15 protein-coding genes are annotated in these 24,031 nt (G+C 40.9%); all 15 read left to right on the forward strand.

Features of this window, described 5'->3' with window-relative positions; translation table 11 throughout:
* The first annotated feature begins 65 nt into the window (after nt 1–65).
* Nucleotides 66–3,116: a SusC/RagA family TonB-linked outer membrane protein gene (locus LVD17_RS20965; protein ID WP_233760965.1), complete on the forward strand. Its 3,051-nt coding sequence runs from the start codon at nt 66–68 to the stop codon at nt 3,114–3,116.
* 18 nt (nt 3,117–3,134) lie between these two features.
* On the forward strand, nt 3,135–4,550 hold the full coding sequence (locus LVD17_RS20970; RefSeq protein WP_233760966.1) for a RagB/SusD family nutrient uptake outer membrane protein: 1,416 nt from the start codon (nt 3,135–3,137) through the stop codon (nt 4,548–4,550).
* Nucleotides 4,551–4,568: 18 nt separating this feature from the next.
* Nucleotides 4,569–5,081 (forward strand): DUF5004 domain-containing protein, encoded by a 513-nt coding sequence (locus tag LVD17_RS20975; protein WP_233760967.1) that lies wholly within the window; start codon nt 4,569–4,571, stop codon nt 5,079–5,081.
* A 5-nt stretch (nt 5,082–5,086) separates the two neighbouring features.
* On the forward strand, nt 5,087–5,905 hold the full coding sequence (locus LVD17_RS20980) for a DUF8578 domain-containing protein (protein WP_233760968.1): 819 nt from the start codon (nt 5,087–5,089) through the stop codon (nt 5,903–5,905).
* Nucleotides 5,906–5,914: 9 nt separating this feature from the next.
* Entirely contained in the window at nt 5,915–7,330 is a 1,416-nt protein-coding gene (locus LVD17_RS20985) for a SusE domain-containing protein (RefSeq protein ID WP_233760969.1), read from the forward strand.
* A gap of 69 nt (nt 7,331–7,399) precedes the next feature.
* Nucleotides 7,400–10,468: an alpha-amylase family glycosyl hydrolase gene (locus LVD17_RS20990; RefSeq protein WP_233760970.1), complete on the forward strand. Its 3,069-nt coding sequence runs from the start codon at nt 7,400–7,402 to the stop codon at nt 10,466–10,468.
* A gap of 93 nt (nt 10,469–10,561) precedes the next feature.
* Nucleotides 10,562–12,160, forward strand: coding sequence for an alpha-amylase family glycosyl hydrolase (locus LVD17_RS20995; protein ID WP_233760972.1), 1,599 nt, complete (start codon nt 10,562–10,564; stop codon nt 12,158–12,160).
* A gap of 194 nt (nt 12,161–12,354) precedes the next feature.
* Entirely contained in the window at nt 12,355–13,833 is a 1,479-nt protein-coding gene (locus LVD17_RS21000) for a hypothetical protein (protein WP_233760974.1), read from the forward strand.
* A 191-nt stretch (nt 13,834–14,024) separates the two neighbouring features.
* The gene (locus tag LVD17_RS21005) at nt 14,025–15,686 is read left to right on the forward strand and encodes a hypothetical protein (RefSeq protein WP_233760976.1); all 1,662 of its coding nucleotides are present in this window, start codon (nt 14,025–14,027) and stop codon (nt 15,684–15,686) included.
* 6 nt (nt 15,687–15,692) lie between these two features.
* Nucleotides 15,693–16,841, forward strand: a complete 1,149-nt coding sequence (locus LVD17_RS21010) for an immunoglobulin domain-containing protein (RefSeq protein ID WP_233760978.1) — start codon at nt 15,693–15,695, stop codon at nt 16,839–16,841.
* Between the two features lie 203 nt (nt 16,842–17,044).
* Entirely contained in the window at nt 17,045–18,316 is a 1,272-nt protein-coding gene (locus LVD17_RS21015; protein ID WP_233760980.1) for a DUF6443 domain-containing protein, read from the forward strand.
* Between the two features lie 56 nt (nt 18,317–18,372).
* On the forward strand, nt 18,373–18,921 hold the full coding sequence (locus LVD17_RS21020; protein WP_233760982.1) for a hypothetical protein: 549 nt from the start codon (nt 18,373–18,375) through the stop codon (nt 18,919–18,921).
* 25 nt (nt 18,922–18,946) lie between these two features.
* Entirely contained in the window at nt 18,947–22,204 is a 3,258-nt protein-coding gene (locus LVD17_RS21025; protein ID WP_233760984.1) for a LamG-like jellyroll fold domain-containing protein, read from the forward strand.
* Nucleotides 22,201–22,839, forward strand: a complete 639-nt coding sequence (locus tag LVD17_RS21030; protein WP_233760985.1) for a hypothetical protein — start codon at nt 22,201–22,203, stop codon at nt 22,837–22,839. The genes LVD17_RS21025 and LVD17_RS21030 overlap by 4 nt, the downstream gene beginning before the upstream one ends.
* Before the next feature lie 675 nt (nt 22,840–23,514).
* The gene (locus LVD17_RS21035) at nt 23,515–24,027 is read left to right on the forward strand and encodes a hypothetical protein (protein ID WP_233760986.1); all 513 of its coding nucleotides are present in this window, start codon (nt 23,515–23,517) and stop codon (nt 24,025–24,027) included.
* Nucleotides 24,028–24,031 lie beyond the last annotated feature (4 nt).

A 24,031-nucleotide genomic window follows, 5' to 3' on the forward strand; every position in this document is an offset into this window, starting at 1 on the left:
AAATTTTGAATTAATTACCAATCAACCCGTATATCTTAAAAAAATTATATTTTAAAATGGAGCTTATGAAACACAAATTACTACTGTTTTTTATGGTCCTTAGCATCTCAACCTCAGTGGTCTGCGCGCAACAACAGACTATATCAGGAAAGGTTACGGATGCCGGGGATGGCCTGAGCCTGCCGGGGGTCAATATTATTGAATCCGGTACCAACAATGGAACGGTTACCGATGTAGATGGTAACTATAGCTTAAAAGTGGCTTCGGAGGCTACGCTGATCTTCTCCTATGTAGGGTACACTACCATTGAGGTTCCTGTAAATGGAAGGTCAGTTATTGATGTACCCATGGAGGCTGATGTTACCCAGTTGGCCGAAGTTGTGGTAGTAGGGTATGGCGTGCAAACCAAAAGAGAGGTAACAGGCTCCATCGCGAAGATAGAAGGTGAGGAGCTTACGGCCATTTCAGTTCCCAGTTTTGAGGCAGCTTTGCAAGGTAAAGCCGCTGGTGTTCAGGTAATTCAGGGTAGTGGTATGGCTGGTTCCGGATCAATGATCCGCGTTAGAGGTATTGCATCACTAAGTGCCGGTGGTGATCCGCTTTACGTGGTTGATGGTATCCCCATAACCCAGGATTATTTTCTAAATGGTGATCGGGGAGCATTTAATAATAACCCTCTGGCTACCATTAACCCTAACGATATAGAGTCGGTCGAGATCTTAAAGGATGCCTCCGCAGCGGCTATATATGGATCAAGAGGAGCAAACGGAGTTATACTGATTACAACCAAAAGAGGAAGAACCGGCAAACCTAAATTTGAATTCAGTACGAAGGTGGGGATTTCAAAGCCAGCCAGAGAGGTTGATCTGCTTTCTTCTGAGGAGTGGCTGCAATTGCGACAAGAGGCTTGGGAAAATGACGGGAATGTAGGATTGGCTGACCTTCCCGGCGGAATTACCTGGGAGCAGGCCAGGCAAACAGATACAGATTGGATCGATCTTGTAACGCAGACTGGATTTAAACAAGAGTATAACCTCTCCATGACCCAGGGTAATGAAAAGCTGAGCTCCTATGTGGGTGTTTCCTATAGCAACAACGAAAGCTTTCTGGCAGGAAACAGCTATGAGAGAATCAGCGGAAGAGTTAACCTTGACTATAACATTATGGATAATCTGAAGGCCAGTTTGACTACTACACTGAGTCAGGGTATCAATAATAGAGTTAGCGGGGCGTGGGATGGAGGTTTAGGTGCCGCTATGTCAGACGCTTTGCCCATTTATCCGGTAAGGAATCCTGATGGTACCTACTTTACTGCCGGAAACAATCCGGTAAGAAAGCAGGAACTGGTTGATTGGAGAACCAGGGAAAACAGGTCTATTTCAACATTGGCATTGACATATGAGCCGATTGAAAAGCTGAACCTTAACGTATCCGGTAGTTTGGATTACATGGACCTCCAAGATGATCAGTTTGAGCCTGCCGAATGGACAAATACGGAAAACATTTCAAGACAGTACCCGACCTGGGTTACAAACTATACCATGTCAGCGACAGCTTCATATGATTATAGCCTAGGAGAGAATAATAAGTTTACCTTCCTGGTTGGAGGAGAATACCAACGTTCACTCACTGAAAAATGGAACAAAATAGAAGCGTTTGGCGTGAGCGGTCCACTCTACGAAGATCCTTCCATTCCGGACAGAGGTTTGGATGGCGAAGGCAAGCCATTGTCAAACCCGGTATATGAAACTGCCCCTGATCAGATCTGGTCTTTCATCAGTTACTTTGGCCGTATTAACTACGCTTACAAAGATAAGCTGTTCCTGAAAGGATCGGCCAGGGTTGATGGTTCTTCAAGGTTTGGGCAAAACAACAGGTATGGTTTCTTCCCCAGTGCCGGTTTAGGTTATGTAATTTCAGAAGAAGATTTCTTCCCCAAGAGTAGTCTGGTTAATTTCCTGAAACTTAAAGCAAGCTGGGGTATTACCGGAAACGCAGATATTCCAAACTATCAAAGGTGGGGTACTTTCCAGAGAAGGGAAGGTAATGATGGTAATCCTTATAACCAGGAGCCGATTATATTTCCTGTGAGGCTTGAAAATCCTGACTTACAGTGGGAGGTTCAAAGAACGTATGATTTTGGCTTTGAATTAGGCTTGTTTGATGACCGTGTTGTAGCCGAAGTGGCTTATTTTGATAAAAACTCTACCGATGTTTTAATAGACAGGCTGGTACAGGTGTCTACCGGTTTCCAAAGGTATTTCGAAAATATAGCTGAAATCAACAACAGAGGTTTTGAGGTAGGTTTAAAAACAAGAAATCTTACCGGTGCCTTTACCTGGACTACCAATATCAATGCTTCGCATCTTGAAAATGAGGTAATCGACATCGGGGCTACCCCTCCGGATGCCATTGCCGGATCCGGTGATACACGGGTGGTGGAAGGTATGCCTGTAGGTGTTAACTTCCTGAACAGGTTCTCACGAGTAGATCCTGAGAACGGACTACCAATATTCCTGGATAAAGAGGGAAATGAGACTTACGAGTTTAACCTTGATGACAGGGTGCCTGTAGGTAGTGTGGTGCCGGACTGGACCGGAGGTATTACCAACTCGTTTACCTACAAAAACTTTGACCTTAGCGTGCTTTTCACGTTTACCATTGGAGGTAACATCTATGATGATTCAGGTAAAAGACAATTGGGAGTAGTATCTGACTGGAACATGCGCAGAGAAATTGTTGACAGATGGAGAGAGCCAGGTGATGTTGCTCAATTCCCAAGATTGACTATGGAGCCCACCACCTATGGAGGGTTGGCAAGTTTCTGGAACCTGAACACTACACAATTCCTGTATGACGGTACCTATGGCCGTATCAGAAATGTAACCCTTGGATATAACCTGCCTTCAGAGCTGGTAAGTAAACTAAGACTGAGAAGCGCCAGAGTTTACTTCAACGGAACCAACCTCGTGACGTTCACCAAATACCCGGGAGCCGATCCTGAGATTGTGAGAGACCATAATGGCCGTCAGGGAAGGAACCTGAGTCCGAATGTGACCTATTTAACAGCTCCACAGGAGAAGGCTTTTATGCTTGGTATCAATGTGGGCTTTTAATTAAACAAGATGAATAATATGAAAATATTTAAATACATATTCTTAGCTGTTATTATCACTGTATCGTGCGACGACCTTTTGGAGATAGAGCCAAAAGGAGAGATAATAGCTGATGAAGCATTGCAGACTCCCCAGGATATGCAGGAGCTTTTGAACTCTGCATATGACGCCCTGCGAGGTGACGGTGGAGATTTTTTTGGAGGAAGGGTACAGTCGATATCGGAAGTAATGTCTGATAATATCGATGGTAGCCAGACCAATCTGAATAACGCTGATTTCAGAGCATACTATAACAAAACCAGTACATTTTTTACCGGCTACACTCAAAATATGTTTGATGAGCCACATTATGTGATCTACCGTGCCAACGTGTTGCTTAAAAATCTGGATTTGATCGAAGGTTTATCTGAGGCCGAGCAGGCCAGGATAGGAGGGGAAGCTAAATTCCTGAGAGCCATTTGCTATTTTGAGTTGGTCAGATTGTTTGCCCAACCTTATGGATTCACATCTGAGAATACACACCTTGGCGTGGTGCTGCGTACAGAACCTTCTGCCGAAGCAAAAAACAGAAATACAGTGGCAGAGGTTTATGAGCAGATTGTGAGTGACTTGTCTGATGCGGCGAACTCACTTCCTGCTTCAAACGGAGTTTATGCAGACTCCTGGGCAGCCAAGGCTTACTTAGCCAAGGTTCATTTCTTCATGCACGATTATGAAGCAGCCTTCAATATGGCAAGTGATGTGCTTAACAACGGCCCTCATGCTTTCAATCCGGATGCAGAAGAATTTCAGGTCCGTTATTCTCCTGAAAGTACTAACGAAGCCATTTTTAAAATGGTCAGCAACCCTAATGACCACAGGGGTACACAACTTTCAACACACTTCAGATCTGATGGGGATAACCCTCCAACCTTAAGGATCTCCAGAGACATGTATGAAATGGCTACAGCTGACGCTAATGATCTGAGAGGGCAAGAGTGGTACCGGATAGATAATGAAGGTGCAGAGAACGAGGCTATATTCATTACTAAATATGACAGTGTAAATTACTTCGATGTGCCACTTATGCATGTAACCGAGCTTAAACTGATAAGAGCAGAGGCAGGCCTTGAATTAAATACGTCAGTATCAATAAACACAGCCGTTGATGATATCAATGATATCAGAGCCAGAGCTGGTTTAGCACCTGTATCGAGCGGTGTAGGCCAGGCTTCATTACTAAACACAGTGAGGGAGGAGAAAAGAAAAGAATTGGTGACAGAAGGACAAAGGTTCCATGATTTGCGACGCAGAGGTGCAGCCGGAGAAAGTGATCTCAGGATCAGAAATTCTGCATGGGATTGTCCGGGTATGGCTATACAGTTCCCAGATACTGAAATAGCCGGTGCAGGAGGTACAGATGTTTTCACGCCAAACATTGAAGGAGGCTGCTAACAACTAAAATTGAAAAACATGATGAAAAAGACATTTATAAATATTGCACTCCTGGTATTTGGCAGCTTGCTTGCCACTGGGTGTATTGAAGAATATGGTGGAGTTGGAGAGCCTGTAGATAAGGTAAATGAACTGGCTGGTACATGGAAGCTGGCTTCGGTAATTCAGGTTGATGAGGATGCTGTAAGAAAAGGTTTTCCGGCTTTTGTTCAGACCATGGACATTACGGAGATATTTAATTACACTGACTATACCATGAACCTGGAAGTTAGTGACGGAGATCCTTCAGGCTTTACGATCGACCGTGGAAATTCTCCGGCGATTATAGGGATTACTTCCGGGCAATGGACGCTGGATAACTTGCAAGCGCCAACTCAGATCATATTTGCAGATAGCGAGGCGCTTGAGTTTGAAAGTTATCTGGAATTGAGGGAAGGAGTACTGAACCTGAAGTTTACAAGGTATCAAACCAACAGCAAAGGTGAGAAAAGTGCCTTTTTGAGCTACAGATATCGATTTATCAAACAATAAAGGAAATGATGATGAAGAACATATTAAAAATTTTATTGCTTGCTTTATTGCCTCTGGCAGGGAATGCTCAAACCGTGACGACAAGTCCGGCAGTATTTACTGCGGAGGATGAAGTAACAATTACCGTTGACGTATCGGGCACAAGTCTGGCTGGCCATGCCGGAGATGTTTGGATTTGGGCCTGGATTGCCGAAGGCTGCTCAACAAACTGTGACGCACCTACAAATATAGATCCTGCAGGCGGAGAGAATACGGAAGATGCAAAGGTAACGAGAGATGAGACTAACCCTAACGTTTATAGAATTACATTCACCCCTGTAGATTTCTTTGGAAAGGCACCTTCTGAAATAGGAAAGATAGGCCTGAAACTAAAGAGCCAAAGTTGGGGAGACGGTAAACAGTCGGATAATGATTTGACAGTGGCAGTGCAGCCTTTAATATTCATACCAACTGAAAACCGAACCTTTCCGGTAAAGTTTACAGGTGAAGATGTGGTGACATTGTTTTTTGATCAGAACCTTACAGGTAGTTCTGATATGAAGTCAGTCACTGAGATCTATGCATATCTTTTTGTAAGCGGCCAGAATGCGGATGGAACTGATTTTCTGGACGTGCCCAAAGCACAGTGGTCAGATGTCGGTTCTACCCCTGAATTGAAACTTACCGATAGGGGAGACGGCATATACTCCTTATCACTCATACCGGAAGTATTCTTTGATGTCACTGAAGGAGCCACAATAACCAAAATTGGCTACATATTCAGAAATGCAGAAGGCACTGTTCAAAGTGATACATTTGAGGCTTTTCCTTTAACAGAAGAATAATAATCAGTTATGAAAAATATATATCTAATACTTATAGCAGTTTTTGTTGCTTTTTCATGCGAGCAGGAAGAATTTGAAGGCTCAGGCCTGGAGAGTCTGCGCGATTTTGAATTGAGCCCTGTTTCCGGGGCACGAATAGAGTTGAGTTCGGTGGCTCCTGATGAGGAAGTGGTAATTAGCTGGAACGAAGCCAGAAGTGGATTTAACTCAACAGTAAACTATACCTGGTTAGTTGATGAAGTAGGGGGAGATTTTAGCTTTCCGCTGCTTTCACTTCCGTCTGATAATGATGGCACGGCCACAAAAATTTCACTGACCAATGAAGAGTTTGATCAGGCTTTGGCAGCATTGGGATTGAACATTGGTGAGGAGATCGAGGTGCAATGGACAGTATCAGCAACCAATGGGGACTTAACTAAGGTAGCTGAGGCAAATACCATTACGGTTAGGCGGTATGTGGATGCTATCTCTCCATTTGACTTGTTATCACCGACGGATGAGTCAACCCAAAACCTGGATATAGCTGCCTCACTTTCTGAGGTTAAATTTGAATGGGATAGTGCCTTTTCAGGATTAGGGAATGATGTGGTTTATACATGGCAGGCTATATTGCCAGATGGTGATTTTTCGAGTCCTGATTTAGAGTTTAATTCGAATGTTGACGGGAAGGAGAATTACCTTGCTTTAACACATCAATTATTAGAAGATACACTTGCTTACTTTGGAGTTGAGGAAGGAAAGAGCACTACAATTCAATGGAAAGTCTTAGCACAATCTGGTGATTTGTTACTGGAATCGAATCAAACCTTCTCCTTAACGATTAGGAGATTTGTGAATATCACCGAGCTTTATCTTGTCGGAGGCTCAACTTCTGCCGGATGGAATGAATTTGCGGCTGTACCATTTAGATTAATCCCGGGATCATCGACTGAATTTGAGATATATGAATATATAACTGTAGCTGGTGACGGCTTTAAATTTTTGCCAACACTTGGAACTTATACGGGAGACATAGGTAAGAAGCCTGGTGAGGAAGGTATATGGATAGAGGAAGGAGAAGAAAACGTAACGGTTGCTTCTGATGGATTCTATAGAGTAGTATTTGATGCTGCCAACGGAACTTATTCAGTGACCGAGATAGGTTGGGCCATTATAGGCAGTGGTACACCAAATGATTGGAATGATCCAGATACAGATATGGAGCATTCGGGAGCGAAAGGAGATTATAAATGGACCATTGATGTAACTCTTGTTGATGGAGAGTTAAAATTTAGAGCTAATGATGGTTGGGATATTAATTTTGGTGATGATGCTAATGATGGCTCAATGGAATATGGAGGCGCAAATATCCCGGTTTCTGGAGGCACGTATACCATTACACTAGACTTGGATCCTGTTAATGGATATTCTTACAGTATAAATTAATCTTTTTATGGAGGGGCACGTGGGCAATTGCTAAATAGGCTCCTCCATTTCTTTCTCAACTTCATACTTATGCGCATTATTTTATTAATCCAGGCTATATGTTTATTGTGCCTGACCGTAACGGCCCAGACATTCTCCACTAACCCCGCCTTCCCAACAGCCGACCAGCCATTAACATTAACCGTAGATGTCTCTTCAGTACCTTCTCTGGCTGATGAGTCAGCACTTTGGCTTTGGGCATGGCTTCCTGATTGTACCTCTGATTGTGATGCTCCAACGAATGTCAATCCCGCAACCAGCGCACAGTCTGCAGCCAAATTTAGTGCAACAGGGAATCCTGATATTTTCACCCTGACCTTTACCCCAACTACTTTTTTTAACAAACCAGCAGATCAGATCACCAGAATTGGGTTTAAAGTAAAGGCTGATGATTGGGGCAATGGACAAAGCCCGGAAGATCTGTTTATTGATATTTCAACTGGGGAGTTGGAGGTGTTTTTTTCCGAACCTTCCGATGAGTACTTTTTTGTAGACCCTAGCAGTACTATCAATATTGTGGCATTAAGTTCTGCATCAGCGGATCTTGAACTGAAAATCAATAATGTTGTGGTTGAGTCTTTAACCGGTACAGAGTTAAGCTACACACATAATGTCGTTGAAAGTGGTACCATTGAAGCCACAGTTACTGCCACAGTGGGAGGCGATGTGTCTACGGATAAATTCTACTTTATTGTAAGGCAAGCTACCGAAAATGTTGTTACACCTGCCGATATCATCAAAGGTATAAATTATGACACAGACCCATCAAAAGTAACCCTCAGCCTGGAGGCTCCGGGTAAAACCAGCGTTTATGTTATTGGAGAATTTAATAACTGGATGCCCTCAATCAACTATCAAATGAAACAGGATGGAGAGTTATTCTGGCTGGAAATAAGTGGGCTTAACTCAAGTCAGGAATATGCTTTTCAATACCTTGTTGATGAAGAAATCATAGTAGGAGACCCATATGCAGATAAGATTTTCGACCCTAATAATGATCCGTTTATCCCTGCCGCAACTTACCCGGCATTGAAAACCTATCCAGGCGGTGCATCAGGCAATGTTTCTGTTCTGCAAACAGGTCAGACTCCTTACCACTGGCAGATAACCAACTTTATGAAGCCTGCAAAAGAAGATTTGGTCATTTACGAGTTACTGGTAAGGGATTTTGATAAAGAGCAGAACTATCAAAGTATTATTGACCGGCTCGATTATCTCCAGGGACTTGGTGTCAATGCCATTGAACTTATGCCAGTTATGGAGTTTTCCGGTAACCTGAGCTGGGGCTATAACCCATCTTATTTTTTTGCCCCTGATAAGTACTATGGCTCTAAAAATGATTTGAAGGCATTTATTGACGAATGTCATTCGCGGGGGATAGCGGTTATTCTTGATATGGTGCTTAATCACACCCATGAAGATAATCCACTGGCCCAGTTATACTGGAACGAATCGACCTTCAAGCCGGCAGCGGATAACCCCTGGCTAAATGTTACTCCGCGCCATCCTTTCAATGTGTTTTATGATTTTAACCATGAGTCTGCTTACACACAAAATTTCATAGATACGGTTAACCACTATTGGCTGAATGAATACAAATTTGACGGCTATCGTTTTGACCTCACCAAAGGTTTCACGCAGGACTTTACGGAAGGTTCTGATGTAAGAGCCTGGAGCGCGTACAATCAAACACGCATTGATCTTCTAAAACGAATGACTGATGCTATTTGGGCACACCACCCGGAGGCTTATGTTATATTCGAGCATCTCGCAGACAACAGCGAAGAAAAAGTGCTGGCAGACTATGGCATCATGCTTTGGGGCAATATGAACCATAATTTTAACCAGAACACGCTTGGCTTTAGTGATAATTCATCTATTGACTGGTCCTATTATAAAACCCGTAATTGGCAGGAACCTAACCTCATCGCTTACATGGAAAGCCATGACGAAGAGCGTCTGGTTTACCGGAATATTAGCTTTGGCAATTCGATTCCCGGAAGCTACAATACCAAAGACCTGGATATAGCTCTGGAGAGGGTGAAGGCTGCCTCTGCTGTTTATTACGCTATTGGTGGGCCAAAAATGATCTGGCAGTTTGGTGAATTAGGCTACGATAAATCAATAGAACTCAATGGCAGGACAGGAGAGAAGCCTATTCCGTGGGCTGATGGAGGGTTGGGTTATGACGAAGATCAGGAACGGTTAAAACTGTATGATGTAACGGCTGAGCTTGTAAAACTAAAAACTTCATACCCCATATTTTCTGATAATGTTACTACCATTAATGAATCTGAAACACTGGTAAAGCAGATCGTACTCAAAACAGATCCGTTTGTAAGTAATCCCGGCTCGACAGATGAAATGAACCTTTTGGTAGTGGCTAATTTTAACCTTTCTGCGAAAGACATAACCATAAGTTTTCCTCATACGGGAAGCTGGTATAGTTATTTTGCCAAGGGAGATGAGCTAATTGTGGATGCAACCTCTGAAACATTGCAACTACAGCCCGGCGAATTCAGGATTTATACAGATGTAAAGTTACCTGAAGTGGTGGCTGAGCTGACTGATTTTGTTCAACCCATTGCCCCGACTGGTTTATCAGCAAATATGTCAGGAAATGAAGTGGTGCTGAACTGGGAGGATAACTCAGCCATAGAAACAAACTACCAGGTCTGGAGGTCAGCCGGAGCCGGCTTTGAGTTGGTGACGACTCTGGGGGCTGATGTAAGTACCTACACCGATAGAAACGTAGCAGAGCTGACTGCTTACACATATAAAGTGACAGCAAAAAACGCGCATTATACATCAGATTCGGGAGAAGCCACAATTACAACCAGTGAATTTATTACAGGCATCAAGGATGGACGCACTGATAAACTCAACGTTTATCCTATACCGGCGAAAAACTATTTAAAGATTGATGGAATGCCGGGCAGCACCACATTTGAAATACGCAACCTTGCAGGGCAAAGCATACTTGCAGGAAATGTCAATGGACATGTGGACATTAGCACATTACCTAAAGGTATATATGTGCTAACCGTAAAGAATAGTACAGACTTACAGAAAAGAAAGTTTGTTAAGGCAGATCAGTAAAATTAATCAGGGTATTGCCTGTTTTGCAGGTACTTAAACATTCCAAAAGACATTCTGACCCACTAATTACAGGGGAGGAATGCCAAAACAACTATGAAAGCTTCTAAATATATACTTCCAGTCCTGGTCTCTATGCTGGCCATTGCCTGTCAATCTGAGCAAAAAACCAATGAACTTATCTCGGCCTGGCCTCAGCATGGCATCACCTATGAGATCTTTGTGCAATCATTTAGCGACTCTGACGGCGACAGTATTGGCGACATCAACGGAATGACACAAAAGCTCGGCTACCTGCAAGACCTGGGTGTGGAGGCGGTCTGGCTTATGCCCATTATGCCCTCGCCAAGCTACCATAAGTATGACGTTACCGATTACCGGGCCATTCACCCGGATTATGGTACCATGGAAGATTTTAAGGCGTTTGTGAAGGAAGCCCATAACCGCAATATCAAGGTTGTCATTGACCTGATCATTAACCATAGCTCCTCAGAACACCCTTGGTTTAAAAGTGCCATACAGGATAAAAGCAGCCAATACCGCGACTATTATGTCTGGGCAGACAAGGACTCTATCGCAGACCAATTGGCTAAAAAAGAGGTTTCGTTTGACTCTGATAATATTACCCAATGGCATGCTGTAAACGGAGATACCACTGCTGAGCATTACTACGGCTTCTTTTATGGAGGTATGCCCGACCTCAATTACGATAACCCCGAACTGCGGGCAGAGATCTATGATATTGGCAGGTTTTGGTTGCAGGAAGTCGGTGTTGATGGTTTCAGACTAGATGCCGCCAAGCACATTTACCCCGATGACAGGGCAAAGGACAACCATGAATTCTGGAAGGAATTCAGAACAGAAATGGAGAAAGCAAAGCCTGATGTTTACCTGGTAGGAGAGGTGTGGGCCAACACCGACATACAGGCACCCTATGCCGAGGGGTTTTCAGCATTATTTAACTTTGACCTGGCATTTAGCATCCTTGAGACATTAAACAAGGGGGTGAATGTTTCGGCCGCTATTGCCGGTCATAGTTGGAATGCCGATGAAAAAGGAAGCATCGTAAATAATTATACCGCCGGACAGGAAAAGTTCAGACAATACAACCCCGATTTTGCCATTGCCACTTTCCTCAGCAACCATGATCAAAACAGGGTGATGAGTGTCCTCAATAATAACATTGAAAAAGCCAAATCGGCTGCCTCCATTTTGTTGACATTGCCGGGAGCCCCATACCTGTACTACGGAGAAGAGATAGGCATGCGAGGCATGAAACCCGATGAACACATACGTGAACCATTTCTATGGGAAACCGCCGCAGATGACACAAGTCGTACCCAATGGATAAAACCCACCTTCACTACTGAAGAATCCGTCAAGCCCCTTAGTGAACAAATAGATGACCCTAATTCCCTCTTTAACCACTACAAAAAGATGATCGCCCTACGCCGCAGCAGCGATATACTTACCTACGGCGACATTCAAATGGTAGAGCAGCCTAATCCTGCGCTTTTAGTATTTAAGCGTATTTATGATGGAGAAGAGTTGCTGGTAGTTCATAATGTTTCGGGGGAGGAGCAGGTTTTGGAGGGGATATTAGAAAGATCTATGGATATAGTTTTTCGCGGTGAGATTAGAGAAAATCAGGTTTTTTTGTACGATTACGAATGCTTGATTTTGAAAATGAACTGAGATTCCAAACATTCAATGCAGGGTCGGGAATAATGCCAAATACGAGAATTCTAAATAATATCTTCTCAATAGCAGGTGCAATAAAATATGCAATATTTTTTTTGCGAAAAAAAAAGCGGTAAATTGCGGCGCTAAATATTTTCAGGTTCAATATTATATTGGAATTGTCTTGTTTCCCTTAATTAACTTCCCTTATGTTTAATAACATTCTCTTATGTGGAATAATTTTATTTTTCTCCACTCAGTTCTCCTTTGCTCAGGGAACCTTTCAAAGTACCGATTTACAACCTCAGATTAATTCACCGGAATCTGCTAATCTAGGCAAAGATGTAACGTTACCCGTGAATTTAAATACTGGTTCACCAGAGATTTCGATACCTGTCTATACTTTAGAGTATGGAGGAATGTCTCTACCTATCTCATTGTCTTATGATGCCTCGGGTGTCAAGGTAGAGGAACTGGCATCGGTCGTAGGCCTTAAATGGAATCTTCATGTGGGAGGAGCATTAATGAGAATAGTTAGAGGTACTTATGATGAGGGAAACTATTATGCACCCCATCAAGGACTAGTATCGACACTAGGATATTATTCTAGCTATGGTCTGACTGAGCTAAAAAATAATATTGATGTATTTGAGGAGCAGGGAGGGGAATTAGGAATATACTTAAATAATCTAGCTTATGGATATCAGGATGGTCAGCCAGATATATATTCTTATAACGCTGGTGACCATTCCGGTAAATTCTATTTCAATGAAAATAGAGAACCGATTAGTTACGATCAGAAGGATGTAATAATTGAGGAGGTGTATACTTCAGGTTCTACCCGATCTAGATTTATGGGATGGGACATTACTGTTGAGGATGGAACAAAATTTACATTTGGCAAAACTGAAGGTGCGATAGAAAAGGTATACTCTTCAAATATTAATAGTTCATCAAATCAATGGCAAGATAACTCCTGGGTATTAACGAAAGTTTATAATCCAAAAACAAATAGAGAGATAAAATTAGAATACAAGGAAAACAAATATGCTACTGGAATAATATCTAATCAATCCAAGCATACTTGTATGGTTTATGCAGATGGGTCAGGAGGGTGTGTTTTAAAAAATCATGAGGAACTGTATTGTTCTAGTGGAATAGTTGACCAGAGTAATGTATTAAGCCAGCAGAATTACAGTGTACCTATTTTATCCAAGATTACAGCGGGTGATACGGAGATAATATTTACATCATCTGGGCGAACTGACTTACATGGCTATTTAGGGAGTACGCCACTTAAACTTGATCAAATTGAAATCAGGTATAGAGGAAGTTGCATCCGAAAGTTTAAATTTTCGTACAACTATTTTTCAACTAGTCGGGAACCCGTAAATTATTTATTGTTTGGTGCAGATTTGTCAGAGACGAGTAAAAAAAGATTAAAGCTTTTATCTTTTACTGAATCTTCTTGCGATGAAGCCGATAAAAAGACGCATTCATTTGTTTATAATGAAACTTACAGCCTTCCACCGAGAATATCATTCGCGAGAGATAGTTGGGGATATTTTAATGGAGAACATGATAACCTAAGTTTGTATCCGGATCTCTTCCCTTACTATGATGCATGTATTAATGATTTTTTGCAGATCGTAAGGTCAGACTGGATTATGCCAAAAGTGGTACCTTAAAGGAAATAATTTACCCGACAAAAGGATCCACAGAATTTATTTACGAAAGCCACAAAAGCGACTACCCTGTTATCAAAAATAAAGCCTGGGTTACCCTGAAGGATTTAAATACAACATCGGGTACTCCTATTGATCCTCCTCCGATTGTTATTAAAGAAGCTACTTTCACTGCTGATAGCCGTCTTTTAAGAATGGAAGGCACCATTTACGGTTGGACCTCCTGGAGTCAATGTTGGCCGACTGTTCAACTCGGACCAATTTATGAAGTTATTGATATGCAAAGTGGCGTGCGTGTAGATGTGTTTGATGCGTATAGTACAGTGGATGGACAAAATGATGATAATGAGGGGACAAGATATATTACAAATGTATTGGGAGTTACAGTTGGTAAAACCTATAAAGTAAAGGTTTATGGGTATGGACACGAAAGTTATGCAGGGTTATGTTTTTGGGCTGATTTGGACTTAAAAAGGCTTGAAGAACTTCCTCCTCAACCCGATGATTACCTGGTCGGTGGTTTAAGGATTGCTTCAATTAAATTCAAAGATGATGATGGAAGTGTTCTTCTTTCAAATTCATATGACTATACTCAGTCCAGCTTGCTTTATAATCCTAAGTTTTTATACAGGCAGAGCTACGATGCAGATCAACCAATTTTTGGACTTAGTGCCTACTTTTTTCTAATGGACTTTGAGCCAGCTGAAGATTATTTTAACAATCACCGTTCAGGAGAGTTTTACTTGTTAACTACAGATGATCCATATACTCTTGACTTCTCCGGTTCTCATATTTCTTACGGAAGAGTGACAGAGAAAGCAGGTGAAGGACAAACAGTGTATACCTTTTATCCACCTCAAACATATCAACAGTTTAATGGGTACACAAACTATAATAACATTCCGGTAAGACCTGTCACGCAAAGCCCATATGCGGGTAAATTAGTTGTAAAAGAGATATTTGATGAACTTGGAAATCTAAAACAAAAAGATAAATACTCATACTCAATACAGTTATCAAATATTGAAACTCCGGCATTTGCAGTTGCAAAGCCGGGTACTTATCAAGGCGTAGGTTTTGTTCATTATAACCTTAGACCTGAATCCCTTCACCTTACTTCTCAAGTTTCTACTCAATATGAGGCTAATAAAGAGATATCAAAAGACACAAAATATTACTACGAAAGCTCTGCACATTCTCAGGTAACAAGAATGGAAACTGAAAAAAGTGATGGAGAGACAAAAAAGGAGGTCTATACATATCCGCAGGATGTCTCTAATCCTACCTCCAGTGAAAGTGAATTGATAGCACAAAACAGGGTTAATGAAGTTATAAAAACAGAGTCTTTAGTAAACGATGCACCTCTATCCGTATCTAAAATAAATTATAAAACAAGTAATGGTTTAGTGCTTCCTGATTTTGTGGAAATAGCCTATGGCGGTGAAGATCCTGTTGTCGAAATTACATTTTCCAGATATGATGATTTGGGGAACCCTCTTGAGTATAAGGGAAAGGACGGTATACCAGGGAGTTATATTTGGGGGTATAATCATACACTACCTGTTGCTAAAATTGTTAATGCTACTTTTTCTGAGATAGAAGCCATTTCAGGATTTGGCGCGAAATTCCATGCAGGTGCAGGGGGCTTGTCACAATCTCAGGAAAATAGCTTGCGTTCAGTTCTTCAAAATGCTCAAATCATTACTTATTCATACTATCCTTTGATTGGAATGGCTTCTCAAACTGACTCAAATGGAAGAACCATTTATTATTACTATGATAACCTTGGAAGACTAAAGTCAATTAAGGATCATGATCAAAAGGTTTTAAAAGCTTACCAGTATCACTATAAATAAGTCTACATGAAGTTCTTTAAAGTATTACTTTTTACTGTCTTTTTTACCCAAAATATAATATCTGAAGCTCAGATTACTGGGGAGCAGACGGTATTGCAAAATCAAACGAGGGAATACTCCTGTCTAAATTGTAAATCATCTGATGCGCCAAATGTTGGCTCTCCGATTAAACGAACATATTGGGCCGATATCTCGGGAGCTCAAATATTGGGTAAGGATGAATCAAACGGAACATATATTAGTATAAAATGGAATACGATAGGTACCTTTTATATTAAGCGGATGTTTGAGACATATTCAGGTATTACAGGATCATTCAGAACATTAACAGTTTATGTTGGAGACCCTTACCCTGATGGGAATTCTATACAAGGTCCTCACTATGTGCTTTTAAATTCAACAGAAAGTTATACCTGCCCAACCTGTTACGATGGCTGGTCCCCTATTCAGGATGGCTATTGGACAGCAGTAGGAGGGACAATTCAAGGAGCTAATAACAATAAGAATGCTGTTTCTGTAAAATGGACATCTTTAGGAACAAAAACACTTAAATGGGGAACGGATGAATGTGGAGGATCCTATTGTGCTTTTAATACTAAAACGGTTTACGTTGGGCAGCTCCCTTCTGCTCCATCATCTCCAATCAAGTATAACTTGTCTTGTAATAAAGCAGATCTTTATTCTACCAACACACCACCGTCAGGAACTACTTGGTATTGGCAACGATCACTAGGAACTGATGAATCCAACCCCTATTCACCGGGAGTAAACTGGGTAATTACTGATAGAGGAAGTGGAGCATTTTATTTGAGGGCAAAAAGCAATTTTGGGTGGGGCGGACATGTTTCACTGAGTATTTACCACTCAACATGGTGGCATCCAGCAGATATGCCCGTTGCTCCTGATGTAGATATTTGTGAGCGAGGAACCGTAGTATTAACTTCTTCATCAAGAAGTGACAGATGGTATTCCAGTTCCGGTACTTATCTCCATACAGGAGATACCTATTCACCAACCATAAACTCAAATACCACTTTCTTTGTAGAAGGGGTTTCAGAACATGGATGTTTTAGTACATCCAAAACACAAGTTGACGTAACTATAAAACCTGTTATTTTAAAGAGCCTTACAGGGGGGGGGGCAGTATCTGCTTAGGAGAGGAAACTTCCATCCGCTTATTAAACTCTCAACTAAATGTAAATTATGCATTAAAAAATGGAAGTACTACGGTTTCAACACTCCCCGGTACAGGAGGTGATCTTGTATGGACATTAAGTAACGCTGGAACTTATACCGTCACAGGTACCGCAACCTATGGTACAGGCTGTCCCACTGTTATGTCCGAAACGAGGGACATTATGATAGATGAACATAATTGCATGAATTATGTTTCAGAAATAGTTTACAAAGTGCCTGTTAGTACAGCTAATTTCAATGATGTAGTAGCGAATGCTGATTTACAAACAACATATTTTGATGGACTAGGGAGGGCGATTCAAGGTGTAAATAAACAAAGTCTTCCAGGGCAAATAGATGCTGTTATTCCATTTGTATATGACAATTACAACAGGCAACCCATGAGTTATTTGCCATATGGAAAGGGAGTTAATGGCCATTACAAGACAGATGCAATTATAAATGGCCATTATACTCAGAGTGATCAATATTTGTTTTATCAAGAGGCTTCGAATGTAGCTCACGATGTTAGCCCTTTTAGTAAAAAAGTATTTGATGCTTCTCCATTAAACAGAGTAATAGAACAAGGTTCTCCAGGTAGTGTTTGGCAGCCGGTAAATGGAAGCCCAACACAAGGAAAAACAATAAAGTATGGTTATGAAATAAACACAACAAATGATGGCGTTGAAAATTGGGATATTTCAGGTGATCTTCCTGTTAGCCAGGGAATTTTTAGTAATACTGTTGGAAATGGTAATACCATTGGACAGCTTGCCAAAACAATTACTACTGATGAAGAAGGTCACCAGGTACTGGAGTTTGTTGACAAGCAAGGACAGACCGTACTAAAGCGAGTCCAGACCCATAAAAATGGATTCTCTGAGGAGTGGGCGGACACATACTACATCTATGATGATTTTGGAAATCTAAGGTTTGTATTGCCTCCTATGGCTAATAAAAAATTAGATGAAGGAGCGACAATTGATGACAGGTTTTTGTCTCAATGGTGCTTCAGTTATAAATATGATAACCGTCAGCGTATGATTGAAAAGCGGGTGCCGGGGTCTGATTGGGTATATATGGTTTATGATGACAGAGACCGCCTGGTGTTGACGCAAGATGGGAATCAACGAGATCCGGAGAAAACTACCGGGCGTGAATGGACCTTTACTAAATATGAACAGTTAAATCGTTCTATAGCTACCGGTATTTATACACACCCGGTTGTGTTAAGGCAGCAACAAATGCAAATATATGTAAAAGGCAGAGTGGGGGATGAAGATGGTGGTATGAGACGTACAATGGAAATAGCAACTTACACGGATATACAGACTTGTCCTTTCCTACAGGAGTACCCCAAGATGACTATCTTACTATTACCTATTATGATAATTATGGTTTTAAAAGTCTGCCGGATTATGGTTCGGCTTTTGAATATGACCCTACTCAGTTAAGTGCTGAACCTTGCACAGAGGGCACTTGTACGTTTCCATCGGCAGCATTTGCTTATGTGAAAGGACTGGTTACAGGAAGTAAAGTGAAAGTATTGGATGGCGGCAATACATGGTTGAGTTCAGTGAGCTATTATGACCAACGTTATAGGGTAGTACAGAGCATAACCGCAAACTATAGTGGGAACATAGATAAATATAGTACATTATATGCATTTTCAGGGTGGGTGTTAGCAACGAAGACAAGCCATCAGAAAGGAAGTATGACTTATGATATAAAAAAACGATATCTCTACGATCATTCAGGTAGACTTATGAAGGGTTTTCATGAGCTAATGGTAAATGGTCAGTCTCAAGGGGAAGTGCTGTTAGCTGAACACAAATATAATGAGCTGGGCGAGTTGACAGAAAAGAACCTTCATGTGGACAACGGTACGCCTCACCAATCCATTGATTATCGGTACAACATCAGGGGCTGGCTTGAAAGTGTAAACAACAGTACCCTTCAAATTGAACAGGGAAGAAATACAGATGATGCCAACCCTGACCTTTTTGGTATGGAACTATTTTATAACCATCCATTAAACGGAGTTGAGACCGGTAATTAAAAATAATTAACAATTAAGGAAAGTGATGAAAAATATATTTTTGTTTTTGCCCTTATTAACATTTTTTGCCATACCATTATTAGGGCAGGTACAATGGGGTTTTAATGTTTGCGAGGGAACTACCCTGACAGATGAAGGAGCAAATAGCATTGATGGGGCAGTGTATGGAGCAACCTGGATTGCCGGATATGATGGGCAGGGCTTAAGCTTTGACGGAGAAGATGATTATGTGGAAATCCCTGACCATGAAAGTAATAATTTTGAAGCCAATGATTTTACCGTGGCATATTGGGTTAAAAAACTATCCGCTACTATCGATAATACCAACATTATGGGAGTAGGGAAGTGGAATATAGGCAATAAACCAGGTACAAATGAATGGCTCCTGAATATAGGGGGAACGAACTCTGATTTCCCCCATTTTAATATTGAAAGTGGGGCACAGAAGTATAAGGCCATATCAAGCACTCCTTTATCTTTAGGGGAATGGCATTATCTCGCAGGAGTCCGTGAAGGCAACTATTTAAAACTATACCAGGACGGCATATTGGTAGCCTCTAGTGATATTGGAACAGTCGTGATTAATGATACTGATTTACCTGTATATATTGCCCGTATGCAGACAGGCTTTTACTCCCATGCCATTTTTGATGAATTGAAAATTTTCAATTATGCCTTAAATTCAACAGAAATTGCTCAGTTGCTGGTATCATATAACCCATCAAATTGTATTACCCCTCGGGGGTTGGAGGCAATTGCCATTGATTTTGATAAAATTCAACTTAAATGGGAAGGTGTTGAAGATGTTATTTATAAAATTGAAAGATCATTAACTTCAGGAAGTGGGTACAGCCTGGTGGCCACAACTGAGCCTGGGGCGTCAACCTATAAAGATCACTCTCTAAGTGCCAACACTGAATATCATTACCACATAGAAGCCATTTACGGCAACGGCCAATCAGCGTATAGTACCGAAGTACAAGCTATTACCAAGACCTTTGTTCTGACCGAAAATACACTGGTACAAAAACCGCAATACAATGGCAACATATCGGCTATTAAGTGGAAAACTCACGAGGATACAGAAGAAAAGCTATACACCTATGGCTATGATCCTATGAACCGGATTACCAAAGCACAATATGCTCAGGGAAGTACAGCATCAAGTACCTGGACATCAGCAAAAGGAGGTTACAGTGTAAATAACATCAATTATGATCTGAACGGCAACATCCAAAGCTTGAACAGGCAATCGATAGAAGAAGACCTGCGCACTATAGATGCTTTGACCTACAGCTATGCCAACGGCGGCAACCAGCTTACGGCAGTCAGCGATGCAGCAGGATGGGAAGGCTTCACTGATAAAAACACTGCAGGCGACGACTATGAATATGATGCCAATGGCAACATGATCGTAGACAGGAACAAAGGCATCGCCATCACCTACAACTACCTGAACCTGCCGGTAAGGGTGGAGAAAGATGCCAACAACTACATCATCTACAAATACGACGCTACAGGGGTCAAACAGGAACAGATCGTCTACGAAGAAGGCAAAGAACCCAAAAGTACCAGATACTTTGGAGAGCTGATCTATGAAGACGGTGAGCTGACGATGATCCAACATGAAGAAGGAAGGGTGGTGATCGATGAGATTACAGGCGGGTTAGAATACCAGTACTATTTAAAAGACCACCTGGGAAATACAAGGCTGACCTTTACGACGAAACCAAAGACAATCGAGTTTACGGGCAGGTTTGAGAGTGAGACTGCGGCGGAGGAAGAAGAATTGTTCAGCAACCTCAAGGAAACGAGAGAAGCGTTTAACAGTGCCGATGCCACCGCTAGTGGCATCCATGTGACCGGTGACGATGAAGTAGTGATGCTGAACAATAGCCAGATCGCGGGACCAGCAATCAGCTTACCGGTAGGTCCGGGTGATAAGATAGACATGGAAGTATATAGCTATTACGAAGCTGGTGACTATGGGAATTTGCAACCTGCCGATGCTATCCTTGCGGCTGTAGCCGGAGCATTTGGTGGCGCAAATGGTGGTAATACCTTTGAGCAATCGACTTATGATGCTTTTACTGCTGAGAACGGTACAAGTTTAGTGGGTAATGGTAATAACGCAGGAGATACGAGACCAGCGGCTTATCTTAATTACATTCTCTTCGATGAGCAAATGAACTTCCAGAAGGATGGCTTTGCTCAGGTTGGCACCAATGCCAATACCCATGAGGTTTTAGCTTTAAATGATATAGTTGTAGAAAAAGCCGGCTTCATCTATATTTACCTAAGCAACGAGAGTAACAGTTCTTCGCGCGTGTTCTTTGATGATATGAAGGTGGCGCTTACGGAGAGTAATGTGGTGCAGAAGGATGATTATTATCCTTTCGGTTTGCAATTTAATTCCTATCAGAGAATCACAGCGAAAGAGAATAAGTTTTTAAATACTGGTAAGGAAAGAATAGACGATCTTGATTTGGGGTGGGATGATTTTGGAGCTAGAATGTATATGCCTGATATTGGTAGATGGACTGTTGTTGATTACGAGGGAGAAAGAGGGTATCATCTGTCTCCGTATAATTATTCATTTAATAATCCATTACGATATGTAGATCCTGATGGTGATTGGCCATGGGAAAGCAAGACAGTAAGGCAGGCTAGACAATTTGCTAGGGCTACAGGCGGAAATTTTGTAAAGAATTCAAGAAGTGTTACAAAGTCGACAGGTATAGCTGGAACAGTTAATTATCATGGAACTACCACGTATTATCAGGTAAGAAAAAATTTATATGGTTCCGGTGCAACAGATAAGAGCCTATCTTTTGGGCAAATTCTTTCTGCGGCTTCTATGGATTTTGAAGAGGGGGAAAATTATAACTTTCTGTTTAAGAAGCCTGATATGATGTTAGCTAATGGTGTTGCAGTAGGATTAGCTGAACTTGCTGAACTAATTATGGTTGTGCCTGGATTAAATTCACTATTCGTTACTAACGATGGTCGTGTGGATGTAGAGGCACTGACGGGATATATTCTCCAAATGGCTCAAAGAGGAAAGGGTAATCATAAATTAGAACCTGATGAAGTTGAACGGCTGAAAGAAATTCTATCTAATCCTTCTGCGAGTAAGTCGGAAAAGAAAGAAGCGGCTCGTAAATTAAAGGCTCATGAGAAAGCAAGCGGGGATAGACATAGTAGGCAAAGTAAGGATAAAAAGGGTAAGAAGAATAATAAGAAGAGGGATAATAATGATGATTCAGAAGAAGTAGAAAAATGAGGTATATTGAAAATATAGAAGCAAGGCTCAGTTCTGACCAATTTGATGAGCCCTATGATCTTATAAATGAGATCATAAATGATGGTATAATTATTTCAAATGATGAGCTGAGATTATTTTTAAATCATGAAGATAATTTAATTACATCTGATTTTATTGGTAAGTATGATTTGTTCAATCCTGAGCAAATAAAATTGATGGAATCATACATAATTAAAAATCTTAATCATGAGGATGATCTATTCGTTTCAGACTTAATTGACTTTGCAAATAAGTGGCAAATACTTTCCATTTATGAGGAGTGTATTAAAATACTAAGTCGTAGTGAGGCAGAGCATTCTGTTTTTTCTTCGATCTTTTTCTTATATGAAAGAATAAATTATGAATTTATTGAAGAATTCTATGGGGGATTAAATAGGATCATTGATAGTCAAGATTATTATCAGAATGCTCAAGTTGCGGCATGTTTTTATCTCTTTCGCTTATCTCATGATGTAAAGTATTTAGATGATTTAAAAGACTATATTCAAAATGGTCAGGATATGAATGTTGATGTTCTGAAAAATATATTAAGTCTTAATTATAATCAACAGGAATACTTTTGTTACCATGATAATATTATACAATGGCTGTAACTTATCGTTCCTCGTCACTCCTCCGTTCCCGACATGCTTGGCATGGTGGTTTGAACTGTTCAAAATCTAAAGAATAAAGAATCCACTCATCTCTCAGCACGGAAGTTACTTCCGCGGTGAACTGAAATAAATGAGCCTTGCAGCAATGCGAGGCTTTTTTAGTTCAGTCCAAGCATTCGTTTAGCTGCTTCCAGAAAATTACCTCTATCGATAATTTTTCCAACCAATCCATCTTCGGATAATCTATCATGAGAGAATAGTAAATCGCCATCTGTTATAGAGAATCGTATGTTGTGATTATGATGATTGGTTGCACTAATAATGTTAGTGGCAATCCTTCCATATAGTCCACGGAGCAGGTCATAGTGCTGAGGGAATTAAAAAAGAAGGAGGACATTTAAACTCTGGTATTATGCAGGATGGGAATGGTATTGTAAATGATCTAAACAATAATCGAAATGTTTTAGATAGGAGTGCAAATCAAACTTACATAAAAGCAATGCAGGAAAGGTATGGTACTAACAAATCCAAGTCTAATTATAACACTAATTGTGATACGAATAACTGCAATAAATGATACTATACTATAAGATGATGGTAAGATGTGTGGGTGTTGTTTTGTTTAGGGTTGCGTTTGTGTTTACACATTCGACAAAAGCTTGTATATGTTTCCCCGTGGAAATAGAGAACTATTTAAAAGCTAATGATACTTTATCAAGGAATCAACAACGTATTATTATTAAAGGCGTTGTTCTAAGTTCTGATACTAATCATAATTTATTTAATAAATATGGTCGAGCGAATGTTGTCAATATTAAGGTGTTGGAATATTGGCCTAGTGAAGGACTCAAATATATAGATTCTGATACGATTACTATCTTTAATGATGAAAGTGATTGTGCGGTAAATTTCAAAAAAGATTCAGTTTGCCTTGTTAGGGCGTATACCTTCAATAGGTATTTAGGCACGTCTATATGTGAGGGTACCAAGTTATTGTCGGAATCAGAGGATGATTTAACGAAATTGGGGGTAGGAGATAAACCCATAATCAGCAGTACTAGAGAAGGGTTAAGGACTGAGGGTTATAAGCCGAAGCAGGAAGGCCATTATTTATCGATTTTTTTGACTATCAGTTTATGCATCAATGTGCTTTTAATTTATCTCTTGTTGAAAAGGAGAAAAACTTAGAATA

It is taken from the genome of Fulvivirga ulvae (assembly GCF_021389975.1).
Lineage (GTDB): Bacteria > Bacteroidota > Bacteroidia > Cytophagales > Cyclobacteriaceae > Fulvivirga > Fulvivirga ulvae.